The organism is Micromonospora sp. CNZ286, assembly GCF_014207755.1.
The window spans coordinates 3,729,489-3,745,621 of sequence record NZ_JACHIZ010000001.1; the positions used below are offsets into that span (position 1 = coordinate 3,729,489).

Here is a 16,133-nt window from a genome sequence, read left to right on the forward strand (position 1 = left end):
GGGGCTCGTCGAACGTGTACATGTTGAACAGCACCTGCACCAGTGGGCTGCGGTCGAGCAGGCCGCCCAGCCCGAGGCCGCCGACGATGCGTTCGACAGGTGCCTCCGGGTGGGCGAGCGCGGCGAGCAGTTCCTCCCAGGCGGCGCGGACGTGCGCGGCGAACCCGGCCCCGGGCGTCTGCCGCAGCCGCAGCGGCGCGATCTCGATGAAGAAGCCGACCATCGCCTCGAAGTCGGCGGCGCGCCGGTCCACAGTGGGGGTGCCCACCACCAGGTCGGGTAGGCCGGTGCGCCGGGCCAGCACCAGCGCGAACGCGGCGAGCACGGCGGCGGCGGGGGTCGCACCGAGCCCGGCGGCGAGGTCGGTGAGCGCGGCGGTGGCGGCCCGGTCCAGCCGGGTACGCACCGTCGCGCTGGTGTACGTCTGTTCGCCCGGCCGGTCCCGTCCCCCGGGGAGTCGCAGCACCACTGGCGCCCCGGTCAGGTGGTCCAGCCACCAGTCCAGGTCGGCGGCGGCGCGGCGCCGGGCACGGTCGGCGCGCCAGGCCACGTAGTCGCCGTACGTGGCGGGCAGCGGCGGCAGCGGCGGCCCGTCCCCGAGCGCGGCCCGGTAGGCGGCGGCCAGGTCGGCGTAGAACAGCGACTGGGACCAGCCGTCGAACACGGCGTGGTGGGCGTAGACGGCCAGCACGTGCTCGTCGTCGCCGGTGCGGATCAGTTCGGCCCGCCACAGCGTGTCGGTGGCGAGCGCGAACGGCGTGGCGGCGCTCGCCGCGAGGTGGCCGGCGAGATCCGTGCCCGGGGCGAGGTCACGTACCGGCAGCGGCACCGGTGTGGACGGGTCGGCGACCGCGTACGGCACGCCGTCGCGCTCCGGGATGCGCCAGCGCAGGATCTGCTGACGGTCCGCGACGGCGGTGAGCGCCGTGGCGAGCGCCGCCACGTCGAGCGGGCCGGTGATCCGTTCGGCGAACGCGACGTTGTACGCGGACGCGGCGGCCGGGAAGTAGCGGTCGAGGAACCACAGCCGCTGCTGCGCCGGGGACAGCGCCGGTGGCCGTCCCCGGACGGCGGCGGCGTCGGCCGGGCCGGTTCCGGCGGCGGCGTCGGCGCGGGCGGCGATGCCGCGTGGCGTCCGCCCCACCAGCACGTCCTCGATGGCGAGGTCGCGGCCCAGCCGCTCGCGCAGGTCCGCGACCAGCCGCATCGCGGTGATCGAGTGCCCGCCCTGGTGGAAGAAGTCGTCGTCGCGGCCGACAGTGGGCACGTCCAGCAGCGCCGCCCACGCCTGCGCGACGAGGCGTTCGGTGTCGGTGGCGGGCGGCTCGCCGGACGGCACGGAAGCCGGTCCGGCGACGTCGAGCTCGGCCAGCCGCTCGGTGTCGATCTTGCCGTTGATCGTGATGGGCAGCGCGGGCATCGTGTGCATCCGGGCCGGTACGGCGGCGGGCGGCAGCAGCCGGGCGCAGTAGTCGCGCAGCTCGGCGGTGTCGAGGCCGGTGGCCACGTACGCGACGAGTTCCTGACCGCCGGCGCCGGCGCGGACCTGGACGCTGGCCAGGTCGACGTCCGGGTGGCGGCGCAACACGGCCTCGACCTCGCCCAGTTCGATCCGCTGCCCGCGGATCTTGACCTGCCGGTCGGCCCGGCCGAGGAACTCCAGGCTCCCGTCCGGCAGCCACCGGGCCAGGTCACCGGTGCGGTAGAGCCGCTCCCCCGGCCGGCCGGAGAACGGGTCCGGGAGGAACCGTTCCGCAGTACGGGCGGCGTCGAACAGGTATCCGCGGCCGAGCCCGGGACCACCGGCCAGCACCTCGCCGATCTCCCCCGGGCCGACCTCGCGCAGCTCGTCGTCGACCAGGTGGATGCGGTGGTTGGCGGCGGGCCGGCCGATCGGGATGGGCCGCGTCCAGTCGCCGCTGCCCTCGAACCAGGTCACCAGCACCGTCGCCTCGGTCGGGCCGTACACGCTGATGAAGCGGCGCCCACCCGCGGTCCAGCGGCCGACCTGTTCCGGGCCGGTGGCCTCGCCGCCGGTGATGACCAGCCGTACGCCGGGAAGCCGGTCCGGGTCCAGCAGCGGCAGGATCGGCGGCGGCAGCACCACCACGTCGACTGCCTGATCGGCGCAGATCCGGTAGAGCCGGGCCGGGTCGGCCCGCTCGGCGTCACCGGCGAGCACGACGGTGCCCCCGGCGGCGAGCGGGGCGAGCATGTCGACCACCGACGCGTCGAACCCGATCGAGGCGAACGCCAGGCACCGGGTCGCCGTGTCGAACCCGGAGAACTCGGCGATCGAGGTGACCTTCTCGGTCAGCGCCCGGTGCTCGATCACCGCGCCCTTGGGCTGCCCGGTCGACCCGGACGTGAACATCGCGTACGCCGTGGTGGCGAGCGTCGCCGGGGTCGGCTGCCAGGGCGCGGTGCCGGCGGGGACGTCCAGCACGGTCCGGCCGGTGAACGCCTCGCCGGCGGGGGTACCCACGACGACGCGCAGCCGGGCCTCGGCGGCCAGCTCCCGCAACCGTCCGGGCGGCAGCGCCGGGTCGAGCGGGACGTACCCGGCGCCGGCCGCCTGCACGCCGAGCAGCGCGACCACCAGGTCCGGGCGGCGGTCCACGCAGACGCCGACGAGGTCGTCCGCGCCGATGCCGTGGTCCCGCAGCGACGCGGCGAGCGCGGCGGCCCGGCCGACCAGGTCGGCGTAGCTGAGCGTCAGGTCGCCCTGCACCACGGCCGGCGCGCCGGGACGCCGCCGGGCGTGCGCCGCGACCAGGTCGGGCAGGCACACCTGCGGGTAGGGCAGCTCGGGGCCGACCTGCTGGTCGCGCTGATCGTCGCGGCCGGTCATCGTCGTGCCTCGATCCAGTGCCGGGTCCGCCGGAACGGGTAGCCGGGCAGCGGCACCCGCCGGCCGGGCGGCACGGGCAGGTCGGCACCGGCACGCCAGGCGCGGACTGCTTCGTCGCCGTCGACCGGGTCGCCGGCCGCGAGCGCGGTCAGCCCGGCCACGGCCTCCCCGGCGTCGGCGCAGGCGACCGCGTCCCGGTACGCCAGCCGCCGCCGTCCCACCGCGAGCGTGTGCGCCACGTCGGCCACCGCCAGGTCGCCGTCGGCCAGCCGGACGGCCAGCCGACGGGCCAGCTCCCGCAGCGCCGCCGGGCTGCCCGCGGACAGTCCCAGCACCACCGGGCCGGGTGCCCCGGCGTCCGGCGCGTCCGTCGCGGGCGCGGGCGCGGGTTCGACGAGTACGTGCGCGTTGGTGCCGCCGAGACCGAACGAGCTGACGCCCGCGCGCCGCTCCCCGGCCCACGGCCGGGTCTGCGCGTCCACCTCGGCGCCCGCGGCGGCCAGGTCGATGTCGTCGTGCGCGGCGGTGAAGTGCGCGGTACCCGGCACCTGCCCGGTGCGGACCGCGTACACGGCCTTGATCAGGGAGATCACGCCCGCCGCGGCGTCCAGGTTGCCGAGGTTGCCCTTCACCGAGCCGAGCAGCAGCGGTGCGCGGGCGCTCCGGCGTACCCGGGCCAGCGCGTCCACCTCGATCGCGTCGCCCACCGGCGTGCCGGTGCCGTGGCCCTCCAGGTAGCCCACGTCGGCCGCGTCCCAGCCGACCGACGCCAGCGCCTCCGCCATCACCGCCGCCTGGCCGGACACGCCCGGCACTGTGAATCCGGGCCGGTCGGCGCCGTCGTTGTTCACCGCCCACCCGGCGAGCACGGCGTACACGTGGTCGCCGTCGGCGCGGGCGTCGGCGAGCCGCTTCAGCACCACCGCCCCGGCGCCGTTGCCGAACACCTGCCCGGTGGCGGCGGCGTCGTACGGGCGGCACACCCCGTCGGCGGCCAGCAACCCGCCCGGCCGAAGCCGGTACCCGGCCTGCCGGGTGGACACCACCGCCGCGCCGCCCGCTATCGCCACGTCGCAGCGGTAGTCCAGCAGGCTCTGCCCGGCCTGGCACACCGCGACGAGCGAGGTCGAGCAGGCGGTCTGGACCGCCACGGCCGGGCCGGACAGCCCCAGCGCGAACGCGGTCCGCGTCGGCAGGTAGTCGCAGCCGGACCCGGTCAGCGCGTCGTCCCAGTCCTCGGCGAGCGTGCCCGCCGCCGGTGCCAGCGCGGGGTTGCCGAGCAGGTGGTGGTGCAGGTAGCGGTTGGGTGCGCATCCGGCGAACACGCCGATCTGGGCCGGGTCGCGGTCCGGGTCGATCCCGGCGTCCTCCAGGGCGTGCCAGGCGACCTCCAGGAACAGCCGGTGCTGCGGGTCGAGCAGCGCCGCCGCCGCGGCGGGACAGCCGAACAGGTCCGCGTCGAAACCCTCCAGGTCGTCGAGCCGGCCGAACGCCGGTACCCAGTCCGGTCCGCCCGGCACGCCCTCGCCGGCCGGGGTCCGGCGCACCGAGTCCACCCCGGACAGCAGGTTGCGCCACAGCGCCGGCGCGTCGTCCGCGCCGGGTACCCGGCAGGACAGGCCCACCACCGCGATCCGGTCGTCCTCGCTCACGCCCGTCCCTCCCCGCCGCCGGCGGCCCGCGCGGCGGCGCGGCGGGCCATCCGGCGTCCGACCGCGGTCAGCCGGCCGTCCTCCGGTACGCCCGGACCGTCCCCGGCCGTCTCCAGGTACGCGGCCAGCGCCGCCACCGTCGGGAACTCCACCAGCCGGGCCAGCGGCACCCGGCGGCCGAGGTGTTCCTCCAGGTACCCCTGCACCAGGGCGAGCTGGAGCGAGTGCCCGCCCGCCTCGAAGAAGTTCACCAGGCGGTCCACAGTGGGCAGTCCGAGCACCATGCACCAGCCCGCCGCGATGGTCTGCTCGACCGGCCCGGCCGGCGGTCCCCCGGCGGTCGGCTGCCCAGCGTCCGGCCCTCCGGCATCCGGGCGGCCGGCGTCCGGATCGGGCAGGGCGGCCTGGTCGAGCTTGCCGGTCGGGCCGATCGGCAGCTCCGGCACCGCCACCACCGCCCGGGGCACCATGAAGTCCGGCAGCACGGCGGCCAGCCGTGCCCGCAGCGCCGGCGGCTCGACGACCGTCCCGGCGGCGCCGACCACGTACGCGACGATCTCCTGCTCGCCCGCGCCGGACGCGCCCCGCCGCGCCACCACCGCCGCGTGGGCCACCCCCGGCAGCGCCGCCAGGCAGGCCTCGATCTCGCCCAGCTCCACCCGGTAGCCGCGGATCTTCACCATCCGGTCGCCGCGGCCCAGGTAGACGAGCATGCCGTCGGGCAGCCGCCGCGCGATGTCACCGGTCCGGTACGCGCGCACCCCGTCGTGCTCGGTGAACCGGGTCGCGGTCAGCTCCGGCAGGCCCAGATATCCGAGCGCGACGTGCGGGGTGCGCACGACCACCTCGCCGGTGAGGCAGGCCGGGCGTCCGGCCGGGTCGGTGAGCACCACCTCGACGCCCGGCAGCGGATGCCCGATCGCCACGACTGCGCGCCCCGGGTCGGCGTCCGGCGGCAGGTGGTGCTGCGCGGCGAAGCTGATCTCGGTGGTGCCGTACCCGTTGACGAACACCACGCCCGGCGCGAACGACCGCCGGGCCAGCGTCACGTCGTGCCGGGTGACCTCCTCGCCGCCGAGGACGACCGCGCGGACCGACGGCAGCCGCCCGTGCTCGCCGAGGCTCGCCACCACGTACCGGAAGACGGTCGGGGTGGAGTGGTAGACGGTGACGCCCCGGTCGGCGAGCGCGCCGGTGAGGTGGCCGAGTCCGTGCGTGCGGACGTCGACCGGGACGGCGGCGGCGCCGGACAGCAGCGCGCTGAACGTGTCGGTGACGGCCATGTCGTAGCCGAACGAGGTGAGCACGCTCGTGCGGTCGTCCGGCCGGACGGCGAAGTTGCGCACGTGGTTGCGGACGCCGAACAGCACGTTGCGGTGGCTCTGCACCACGCCCTTCGGCTTCCCGGTGGACCCGGAGGTGTAGAGCACGTACGCCGGGTCGTCCGGGCGCGCGGGCCCGGACGGCACCGGCACGCCGGGTTCGCCCCGGCGCAACGACACGACAGGCAGCTCCAGCCCGGCGCCGGCCGCGAGCGCGGCGGCCCGCCCTTCGTGGCCGGGGTCCACGACGATCGCCCGGACGCCTGCGTCGCGCAGCATCGCGGCCAGGCGGGCCGCCGGGTACGCCGGGTCCAGCGGCACGTACGGCGACCCCGACGCCAGCGCCGCCAGGATGCCGGTGATCGTGGCGACGCCGTGGCGGCACAGCACCGCCACCGGCGCCGTGACGTCACCCGTCCCGGCCAGCGCTTCGGCGGTCGCGGCGACTGCCGCCCCGAGTTCCTGGTAGGTCACAGTCGCGTCGTCGGCGAGCACCGCCGGCCGTTCCGGGTACGCCCGCACCGCCGCGGCGAACGCGGCCGGGATGGTGTCGCCGCGGACCCGATGGGCCTCGGTGCCGTCGCCGCCGTGCAGCCGCCAGAGGTCCGGCGCCGGACGCCGCTCGTAGCTGGCCGACGGCAGCACCCCCGCCGACGAGGCGTCCGGGTCCAGCGTGGACAGGAACTCGGCCAGGTCGGCGCGGAGGTCGTCGGCGTACGCGGCGGGCAGCCCGGACACGGTGACGCCGGCCAGGTCGGCGCTCACCTCGACGGTGGCGTCGACCGGTCGGTCCGGCGGCGCCGGGCACAGCGAGCGGCACAACTCCCGGATCGGCGCGTCGGCGGTCAGGTCGAGCGTCACCGGGTCGTCGCCGTGCCGCAGCGTCACCACAGGGGATCCGGTGTACCGGCGTACCACCAGGGCCGTGGCGGTGAGGACGACGGCGGCCGGGTCGACGCCCGCGGCCTGCGCCCGGGCGGCGAGCCGCGGCGGCGGGCCGAGCGGCTGCGGGGACGGGCTCACCGCTGGTCCAGGACGGCGGCGACCACGTCGGCGAGCGTGGACACCTCGGCGTCGGCCTCGGCGATCCGGAAGTCGTCGCAGTAGCTGCCGGTGCCGTGCACCACGATCTCGTGCCCGGCCGGCACCAGGCCGCGGTCGACGGCGTTGCAGACGCCGGTCAGCGCCATCAGGATCGACCACTCCCGCAGCCGGGCCGGGTCCTCGGGCAGCGTCAGGCCGGCGTCGGCGAGCCACTGCCGGGCGACCGGGTAGCGCCGGACGCACTCGCGCCGCGACACCACGATGCCGTCGCCGCCGTGCCGCCGCACGAGCGCGTTCATGGCCGGGGAGGTCACCGGCCGGTGGGTGTAGAACGTCGGGTCGAGCACCTCGGCCGGGTCGTCGGTGACGGCCGGGAAGCGCAGGTCGGCGTCCTGCGTCCAGACGCCCCGGCTCTCGTCGAGCGTGTACGCCGGGCAGTGGTCCCGCTCGAACGAGCCGTGGCGCAGGCTGAGCACCATGTCCGGCGTGCCGAGATGCTGCACGAGCAGGAAACCGGGGCGGTCGGCCGGGTCGGCGTCGCCGGCCGCCTCCAGCACGTCACGACCCAGGTTGTAGCCGAGCAGGCCGAACGCGCTGGACACGGCGTGCGCGTGCCAGCGGGAACCGGTGGCCGGCGACACGTCGGCCTCGAACGCGGCCCGGGCGGCGTCGGCGACCAGGTAGTTGCGCAGGTCGAGGGTGTACCAGAGGGTGACGCCGTGCTTGTCGTACGCGGTGGCGGCATACTCGTCGACGAACGCGCGGCCGAGCGCCTTCACGCCCTCCGGGTCCGCGCCGGTGTACCGCAGCAGCGGGTTGACCGCACGGGTCGCGGGATCGGCGGCGAGCGCGTCGTGGCGGAACTTGTGCCGGGTCGCCGCCGGGGCCAGCACCACGATGGACAGCTGCTCCGGGGTCACCAGCCCGGCCGCGTACGCGCGGGCCACCGAGTCGCGCAGCGCGACGCCCTTGTTGCCGGAGGTCGGGGTGACGATGCACAGCCGCTCGCCGGTACGCCGGATGTGCTCCACCGCGCGGGCGACGATCACCATCGAGGCGAACGTCTTCGTGGTCCGGGTGCCCGGGTTGGCGGTCAGGTCGAGCATCGTCAGGTCGTGCCCGCCGTAGTGGCCCAGCGGGGACCAGCTGACGGTGGCGGCGGCGTAGAACTCGCGTACCGCGGGGGTCAGCTCGGGCAGGTCGAAGCCGGGCGCGAAGCCGGGCGTGCCGGGCGCGTCGCCGGGGACCGCGCCGCACCGGCGCACCGCCGACGCGATGACGTCGTAGTACTCGGTGATCATGTTGCGGGTGGCCGGGGTGGTCACGGTCATCGGGCTTCCTCCAACACACTCCGGGCCGGCGCCGGCGGCACCGTTCGCAGATGGTCACGCAGGGCGGTGAACCGGCAGGCGATCTCGGGCAGCTCGCTCGCGTGCCAGCCGCCGGCCAGGTCGGGCCGGTACGCCGCCAGCGCCGCCCGGGCGCGCTCCGGGTAGCGGACGTGGCCGCCGCCGACCTCGACGCCGTCGCGGCGCCCGGCGGCGGTGTTCCAGGCGACCGCCTGCGCCACCGGCAGCTCGGCCGGCAGCCGCAGCTCGGTCCGGCCGCCGGTGAGCCGGACCGGATAGCCGCCCGGCAGTCCCAGCGGGCCGGGCAGGCTCGCCGTCACCTCGTCACCGGCGGCGAGCGCAACCACCAGGGCGGCCCCGGCGTGCCCGGCGAGCGCGTTCAGCTCCGGCCGGGGAAGCGCGCGGTACCCGGCGAGCAGCCCGGTGACGTCCGGGACGGGCCGGCCGTCCAGCCAGGCGCGTACCTCGGCGGTGTCCTCGTCGTCCGGGCCGGGCGCGGCGAGGTGGGCGTGGTGGCCGAGCACCGCCAGCCGGCGCTGGCCGGGACGGCCGAGCGCGGCGTCCAGGCACGCGGCGAGCGTCGCCACGTTGCCGATGCCGCAGCGCGCCGGCAGGTCCAGCGCGGCGAGCAGCGGGTTGACCGCGTCCGGGAACGCGCCGTTGACGAGCGTGGCGCCGGGCGCGCCGCCGGCCAGCGCGACGGCCAGCCGGGACACCAGTTCGGCCTGCAACGCCAGCGTCACCCCGAAGCCGGCCGCGGCGATCAGGTCCGTCCAGGCCGACGGCGCCGCCGCCCGCTCGTACGGCGACTGCGCGGACGCGGCGCAGACCAGCACGTCGGGCCGGAGCCGGGCCATCGAGGCGGCGTCGGCGGCGTACCCCTCCCCCGGGCCGGCGCCGGGTTCGGCGGTGAACGGCCGGGCGGTGACGGCGACGGGGGTTCCGGCGACTGTGGCGCGCACCCGCGCGGCGCGGGCGAGCGCGTGCGCCGCGTCCGGGTCGCGGGCCAGGACCGTCACGCGCAGCGGCGCCGGGGTGGGCGTCGCGGCCAGGGCGTGGCACAGCGAGCGGGCCAGCCGGCCGGCGCCCACCACGACGACGTGCCGCGCGTCAGCGGACCGGGCTGACATCGCGTCCCGCCTCCGTGACCCGGTCGACCCAGTCGGCGAACGACCCGGCGCGCAGACAGCTCGCCGGGGACACCTCCAGCCCGGCCATCTCCCGTACCCGCAGCGCCATCCGCAGCGCGGTCAGCGAGTGCCCGCCGAGCGCGACGAACGTGTCGTCGTCGTGCACCGCGTCGACGCCGAGCGTGGCCCGCCACGCCTCGCGCAACCGGTCGGTGAGGGCGCCGCCGCCGGGTTCCGCAGCAGGCCCGGTGGGCCGGGGCGGTGGCGGTGGCAGCTCCAGCCGTGCGACCTTGCCGTTGGGCAGGCGGGGCAGCCGGTCGACCAGGACGATCTGGTCCGGGCGCATCGCGGGCGGCAGCGCCGAGGCCAGGTAGCCCTGGAGCAGCCCGGTGGTCAGCAGGTGGTCGGCGGGCTCGTCCCGGGGCGTCGCCGCGGGTGGCGGGTCCTGCGGCCGTACGGCGTAGACGTAGCTGACGTCGGCGTCCGCGCCGACGTTCCAGTCGCCGATGTCGTGCACCTCGAACCCGGCAGCGCACAGCAGCTCGCGCACCCGCGGGGTGGTCACGCTGCTGCGCTCGACCTCCAGGCAGACCTGGCGGATGCGGGGCCAGTGCTCGGGGCGCAGCCCGCGCAGCACGCTCAGCTCGGCACCCTCGGTGTTGATCTTCAGCAGGTCGACGCGGTCCAGCCCGAAGCGGTCCAGCAGGTCCGACAGCGTCACAGTCGGCACCACGTGCGCCACCGGGGCGAGGCGGCGGCGGGCGTCCGCGAGGAGCGCTGCCTGTTCGGTCTCGTCGGCGTCGCCGCCGCCGTGGCGGTAGTGCGACCGGACCAGGTCGGAGGCGGCGCCGGCCCGGTCGGCGCCGAGGCCGGACAGGTAGCTCAGCTCGGGGAACGAGGTCAGCTCGGCGGTGCCCGCCGCGTCGGTCACGGCGGCCTCGACGACCGACGCGGACCCGGCGTAGAGGCCGAGGTTGGCGCGCAGGTACGGCAACGTGTCCGGGTTCGGTTCGACCGCCACCAGCCGCACGTCGCGCGCCTGCCGGGACGCCCAGAGCGAGAACAGGCCGATGTTGGCGCCGACGTCGAGGACCACGGCGCCGTCGCCGACGCGGACGCCGAAACGGGCGTACTCGGCCTGGTCGAAGATCTGCCGGTAGAGGAAGACCGCCTCGTCCGGCGACGCCGCCGTGACCGCCATGCCGTTCGGAAGCGGGAACCGCGGCAGCCCGCCGGCCGCCGGGGCCTGCCGGGGCTGCGGCACCACGTACCCGACCAGGCGTGGGCCGTCCTCGGCGTCGGGGACTGTCACCACCACCGCGTCGTGCACTGCCGGATGCTCGCGCAGCACGGCTGCCACCTCGCCCGGCTCCACCCGGACCCCCCGGATCTTGACCTGGTCGTCGGCCCGGCCGCGGAACTCCAGGAAGCCCTGCGGCGCGATCCGCACCAGGTCACCGGTGCGGTAGAGCCGCGCGCCCGGCCGCGCCGGGTCGGGTCGGAAGCGCTCCGCCGTCCGCTCGTCGTCGCGCAGGTAGCCGAGCCCGACCGCGACCCCGCCGATCCACAGCTCGCCGGTCCCGCCCTCGGGCACCGGGCGCAGGTCGTCGTCGAGCACGTGGGCGGTGACGCCGTCGATGATCCGGCCGATCGGGGCGATGCTGCCCGCGTACGGCTCGGCGCAGTCCCAGTAGGACACGTTGATCGACGTCTCGCTCGGGCCGTACCCGTTGAACAGCCCGCACGGCAGCAGCTCGCGCAGCCGCCGGACCAGCCGCATGTCCAGCGCCTCGCCGCCGCACAGCACCCGCCGCAGCGTGACGCAGCCGGCGAACTCCGGCTCGTCGAGCACGTGCCGCAACATCGTCGGTACGAAGTGCGCGGTGGTGACCGCCTCCCGCTGAATCAGCCGGACCAGCCCGAGGCTGTCGAACTGCAGGCCCGGCCCGGCGACGACCACGGCGCCGCCCGCGATCAGCGGCGAGAGGATCTCGTGCACCGACGCGTCGAATCCGATCGACGCCTTGTGCAGCACCCGGTCGCCGGCGGTGAAGCCGAACCACTCGTGACCCCAGGCCAGCCGGTTGACCAGACCGGCGTGGTGCAGCACGACGCCCTTCGGCCGGCCGGTGGAGCCGGAGGTGAACAGCACGAGCGCGGCGTGCTCACCCGGCGGCAGCCAGCCGGTGCGATCGGTCAGGTCGGCCGGCGACCCGGCCCGCGCGGTACGCACGTCCCGCCACCCGGTGGACGCGGGCGCGGCGACGGCGGGCGGACGGTCGGCGTACAGGACGAGCCGGGGCGCGGCCGCCGCGAGCATCTGCTCGGCCCGGCCGGAGGGCAGCTCGGGGTCGATCGGGACCGCCACCGCGCCCACCGCGAGCGTCGCCAGCAACGACGTGACGTAGTCGGCGGACCGGTGCAGGTACAGGCCCACCAGGTCACCCGGCCGCACGCGGGCGCGGCGCAGCAGCTCGGCCGTCGCGCCGACCCCCTCCCACAGCGCGGTGTAGCTCAGCTCGCCGTCCGGGCCGACGATCGCGGGCCGGTCGCCGCCGGCGCCGGCGGGCCGGTGCACCAGGTCGGTCAGGTAGCGCGGGCCGGTCACGGCGCTACCTGCGTCCTCGTCGCGACCGCGACGATCGCCATCCGGGGCACCTCGGCCACGAACTGCCCGTCGGCCCGGTAGACCAGCGGACGGGCCGGCACGTCGTCGCGGCCGATTCCGGCCAGGTAGCCGGTGTGGTCGAAGTGGCGGGTCAGGAGCTGCCACACCTCGTCGTCGGTGAGCGTCGCGAAGTAGTCGCGTACGCCGTACATGTCGCCGACGTAGTCGCGCATGCTCGCGGAGGCGGACTCGGCGCTGTCGGCGCGCACGATCAGCGGGTCGTACAGGTCGACGACGCGTACCGGCAGCCCGGCCGCGGTGAACAGGCCGGTCAGCTCGGCGCGGCTGAAGTGCCGGTAGTCGTGGCCGCCGGCGGCGTGCGGGTGCACCACCTCGCCGAAGAACCCGGCCATCGGGCTGGACTCGTCGAAGTCGTGCAGCACGATCCGGCCGCCGGGGCGGACCACCCGGGCCGCCTCCGCCACCGCCTGCGGCCGCCGGGCCGCCGGGATGTGGTGCGTGCCGTACGCCAGCAGCACCGCGTCCACGCCGGCGTCGCGCAGGAACAGGAAGTGCGCGGCCTGGCGGACGGCGGGCAGGCCGTGGGCCAGTGCCTTGTCGACCATGTGGCCGGACAGGTCCCCGGTGATGAACGCCAGTTTGGACTCAAAGCAGGCGGACTGGCTGCTCGCGGCGCGGGCCACTGTGCCGTCGCCGCCGAGCACGTCGAGGATGAGCGTGACCGGGGCGGCGGCGTCCGGGGTGGCGAGGTCCAGCAGCCGCCGCATGCCGGTCCAGCGGACGAGCGTGTCCCGCTGCGCCCGGCGGTAGGAATCGCCCCGGCCGGTGGAGTCGGTGTCGAACTCGCTGACCGTGCCGGCCAGTTCCGCCAGGGCCTCGTCGGCGCCGGGACGCCCGAAGTCGAGCAGCTCGCGCAGTTGCGGGTGAAGGGTCGCCACGGTGTGCAGGTAATCGCGCAGGACCAGGGACGGAAGGTACGGCCGGCTCATGAACACCTCGGCGCACGCGACAGTATGCCGCCTCGTCAGCGACGTCCCTTCGGCGAACGGATGGCGAACTTTAACACCGCTTCTCGGCCGTTCACCAGGTCGAATACCGGACATTGTGGAAGGTCCGGTACGGGTACGAGTCCTTACCTGTTCTTTGTCGCTTATTCCGCCACAGGGGTGTGACTGGCGACGATGTGTCGCATTAGGTCGATGATTTCCGGCAGATGGTCGGTAAGGAAGAAATGCCCGCCGGGAAACACGTGCCATCGCGGCTCGGTGACACATTCCCGGGCCCACCCCGCGGCCCGGTCCCGGTCCACGTGCTCGTCCCCGTCGCCGAGCAGCACGTGCACCGGCACCTCCAGCGGCGGCTCCGGACGGTAGGCGTACCGCTCGGACAGCGCGAAGTCGGCGCGTACCCCGGGCAGGATCAGCTCCATCAGGTCGCGGTCGGCCAGCAGCGCGGCCGGCGTGGCCCCGAAGTCGCGCAACGCCTCGATCAGACCGGCGTCGTCGAGGTCGTGCACGCGCCGCCGTACCAGCCGGGTCTGCGGCGCCTCCGCGCCGCCGACCAGCAACGCCAGCGGCGCGGGCGCGCCGCGACGGCGCAGCTCCCGCGTCACCTCGAACGCCACGAGCGCCCCCAGGCTGTGGCCGAACAGCAGGAACGGCCCGGACGCCCGCTCGACGACGGCTGTCGCCAGCGCGTCCACCAGCTCCGCGAGGTCGTCCACGGGTGGCTCGTGCAGCCGGGCGCCCCGGCCCGGCATCAGCGCGACCTGCACCGACAGCTCCGGCGCGGCCAGTTCCCGCCACTGCGCGAAGGAGGCGGCGACGCCACCGGCGTACGGGAAGACGAACACCTGGGCGTCGCCGGCCGGGGAACCGGCCGGCCCGAACCAGCGGCTCGCACTCACCTGGGACATGGCCAGGAGCATAGGGCCGGAACACTCCCGGCTCGGCGGACGGGCCTGTGTGGACAGCCGGCCGGCTGGCACACTACCGGGATGCGGCGGGGGGTCTGGTCGGTGCTGGCGATGCTCGTCGCGGCCGGGCTCGGCGCGTCGGTCGCCTGGCTGCCGAACGCCACCGACCGGCAGCTCACCCTGCTGCAGTCGGTCCTCGCCGTCCTGGCGGCCGGCGGGCCGATCCTGGGCTGGCTGTGGCGGCGCAACCACCGGGGCGCACGCCGCCACGGCCCCGAGGCGCAGCGGGCGGCCGACGAACTGGCCGCCGCCGTCCTCGCGCAGTGGAGCCGCGCGGCGACCGAGCGCGGGCTGTGGGCGCCGGTTCCGATCCGGGTCCACTGGCGGTGGTCGGACCGGCCGGTCACCGGGCCGGTGGACGCCGCCGCGACCGAGGGCGACCTGGTCCGGTTCCCGCCCCTGCCGGCCGTCCCGCCGGTGCGGGCGGCCGACCTCGCCCACGGCGACCTGCACGACCTGTTCCGGGTGTACGCGGGCCTGGGCTCCGGCCGCCTCCTGCTGCTCGGCCGGCCCGGGGCGGGCAAGTCGGCAGCGGTCGTCCTGCTGCTGATCGACGCGCTGGAGCACCGGCAGCGCCTGCCGGAGCAGGAACGCGCACGGGTACCCGTGCCGGTGCTGCTGACCGTGTCCGGCTGGGATCCGCGCCGGCAACCGGTCGCCGACTGGCTGGCCGCCCGGCTGGCCGCCGATCACGATGTCCTCGGCGGGCTCGAACCGGCCCGCCGGCTCGTCACGGGCGGGCACGTGGCGCTCTTCCTGGACGGGCTGGACGAACTGCCGCCGGACCTGCGACCGGTCGCCCTGCGCGCGCTCGACGTCCAGACCACGTTCCGGCTGGTGGTGACGACCCGCAGCCGCGAGCTGGTGGAGGCGGTGGCCGCAGCCCGGCACCTCTCCGGCGCCGCCGCCCTGGAGCTGGAGCCGCTGACCGGCGCGGACATCGCCGCGTACGTCACCCGGAGCCGGACCCAGCCGTTGCCGCCGGGGTGGCAGCGGCTGGTGGACGAGGTGCGCGACCGGCCTGAGAGTCCCGTCGCGCAGGCGCTGCGCAGCCCGCTGATGCTGAGCCTGTTCCGGGACACGGTGACCACCGACGACGATGCCGCGGAGCTGCTCGACAGCTACCACAGCCGGGAGGCGGTGGAGGACGCCCTGCTCGACCGGGTGCTTCCCGCGGCGTACGCCGTCCAGCCCGGCGTGCCGGAGCCGCGCTACACGGCTGCGCAGGCGGCGCGCTGGCTCGGTCACCTCGCCCACCTGATGAACCTGGCGGGCAGCCGCGATCTGGTGTGGTGGCACCTGGCGTCGTTCACCTCCTGGGACCTGTACGCGGTCACGACGGTGCTCGTCACCGGTCTCGGCGCCGGACTGAGCGCGGGGTTGCTCGCCGGGCCGGCGTTCGGCGTCCTGGCCGGGCTGGCGTTCGGGCTGGTGCTCACGTTCACCGCCAAGCTGTCCCGGGACGTGCTGATCGGCCGGCGTCCGCTGCGGCTCCGCCGGATCAGATGGAGCCGGGTGGTCAGCCGTCAGCGGATGGAGAGCGTGCTCGGCGCCGGGCTCACCGGTGCGTTGTTCCTGGGCTTCTTCGGGCTCCTCGTCGCCGCGTGCGCCGATGTCACAGGCATCGGGTCCGGCCGGGCCTTCCCGGTCTTCCTCGCCTTCACCGCGGCCGGTTTTCTCGGTTGCCTCTCCCTGGGCCTGTACCTGGCGATGGCCGGCTCGGCGGGCGAGGACGACCCGGTGTCGTCGCGGCTGTCCTGGCGGCGGGACCTGTGGTCCGCGGTGGGCGGCGGCCTCTGGCTCGGGTCCGTGCTCGGTGTCCTGGGTGGCCTGGTGGGGCGGCTCGCCGGGTCGGCGGAAGGTGGCATCGCCTGTGGCATCGTCGGCGGCTTCCTGCTCGGCGTGACGTCCTCGCAGACCTGGCGCGCCCTGCTCGTCATGGTCGAGCTGCGCCGTACCGGGGTGGCGCCGCTGCGGCTGCTCCGGTTCCTCGACGACGCGCACCGCCGGTCGGTGCTGCGTACGGTGGGGCCGGTCTACCAGTTCCGGCACGCCCGTCTGCAGGACCGCCTGGCGACCACCGCCGGTGCTACGGTGGACCGGAGTGATCCAGTGGCGATCAGGCAGGCAGGGAGACCAGACATGGCGGGTGACGACGACATCTCCGGGTGAGACCGGACA

9 protein-coding genes (1 of these 9 only partly in view) are annotated in these 16,133 nt (G+C 75.9%); 1 reads left to right on the forward strand and 8 read right to left on the reverse strand.

What is annotated here, in order from left to right; translation table 11 throughout:
* From FHX31_RS16985 to FHX31_RS17020, 8 genes are all read right to left on the reverse strand, one after another.
* Positions 1-2,851 carry the 5' portion of a non-ribosomal peptide synthetase gene (locus tag FHX31_RS16985; RefSeq protein ID WP_184976746.1) on the reverse strand. It extends 665 nt beyond the left edge of the window, so the window shows 2,851 of its 3,516 coding nt (coding positions 1-2,851); its start codon is at positions 2,849-2,851; the stop codon falls past the left edge of the window.
* Positions 2,848-4,503, reverse strand: coding sequence for a beta-ketoacyl synthase N-terminal-like domain-containing protein (locus tag FHX31_RS16990; RefSeq protein ID WP_184976747.1), 1,656 nt, complete (start codon positions 4,501-4,503; stop codon positions 2,848-2,850). The genes FHX31_RS16985 and FHX31_RS16990 overlap by 4 nt, the downstream gene beginning before the upstream one ends.
* On the reverse strand, positions 4,500-6,848 hold the full coding sequence (locus tag FHX31_RS16995) for an amino acid adenylation domain-containing protein (RefSeq protein ID WP_184976748.1): 2,349 nt from the start codon (positions 6,846-6,848) through the stop codon (positions 4,500-4,502). The genes FHX31_RS16990 and FHX31_RS16995 overlap by 4 nt, the downstream gene beginning before the upstream one ends.
* Positions 6,845-8,200 (reverse strand): DUF6002 family protein, encoded by a 1,356-nt coding sequence (locus tag FHX31_RS17000; RefSeq protein ID WP_091328648.1) that lies wholly within the window; start codon positions 8,198-8,200, stop codon positions 6,845-6,847. The genes FHX31_RS16995 and FHX31_RS17000 overlap by 4 nt, the downstream gene beginning before the upstream one ends.
* Entirely contained in the window at positions 8,197-9,348 is a 1,152-nt protein-coding gene (locus FHX31_RS17005; protein WP_184976749.1) for a potassium transporter TrkA, read from the reverse strand. The genes FHX31_RS17000 and FHX31_RS17005 overlap by 4 nt, the downstream gene beginning before the upstream one ends.
* Positions 9,329-11,956, reverse strand: coding sequence for an amino acid adenylation domain-containing protein (locus FHX31_RS17010; protein WP_184976750.1), 2,628 nt, complete (start codon positions 11,954-11,956; stop codon positions 9,329-9,331). The genes FHX31_RS17005 and FHX31_RS17010 overlap by 20 nt, the downstream gene beginning before the upstream one ends.
* On the reverse strand, positions 11,953-12,966 hold the full coding sequence (locus tag FHX31_RS17015; protein WP_114921248.1) for a class I SAM-dependent methyltransferase: 1,014 nt from the start codon (positions 12,964-12,966) through the stop codon (positions 11,953-11,955). Before FHX31_RS17015 ends, FHX31_RS17010 begins: the two co-directional genes overlap by 4 nt.
* A gap of 161 nt (positions 12,967-13,127) precedes the next feature.
* Entirely contained in the window at positions 13,128-13,892 is a 765-nt protein-coding gene (locus FHX31_RS17020; RefSeq protein ID WP_486481681.1) for a thioesterase II family protein, read from the reverse strand.
* An 81-nt stretch (positions 13,893-13,973) separates the two neighbouring features.
* On the opposite strand from FHX31_RS17020, the gene FHX31_RS17025 reads away from it, so the two are divergent.
* Entirely contained in the window at positions 13,974-16,124 is a 2,151-nt protein-coding gene (locus FHX31_RS17025; RefSeq protein WP_184976752.1) for a hypothetical protein, read from the forward strand.
* The last annotated feature ends 9 nt before the right edge of the window (positions 16,125-16,133 follow it).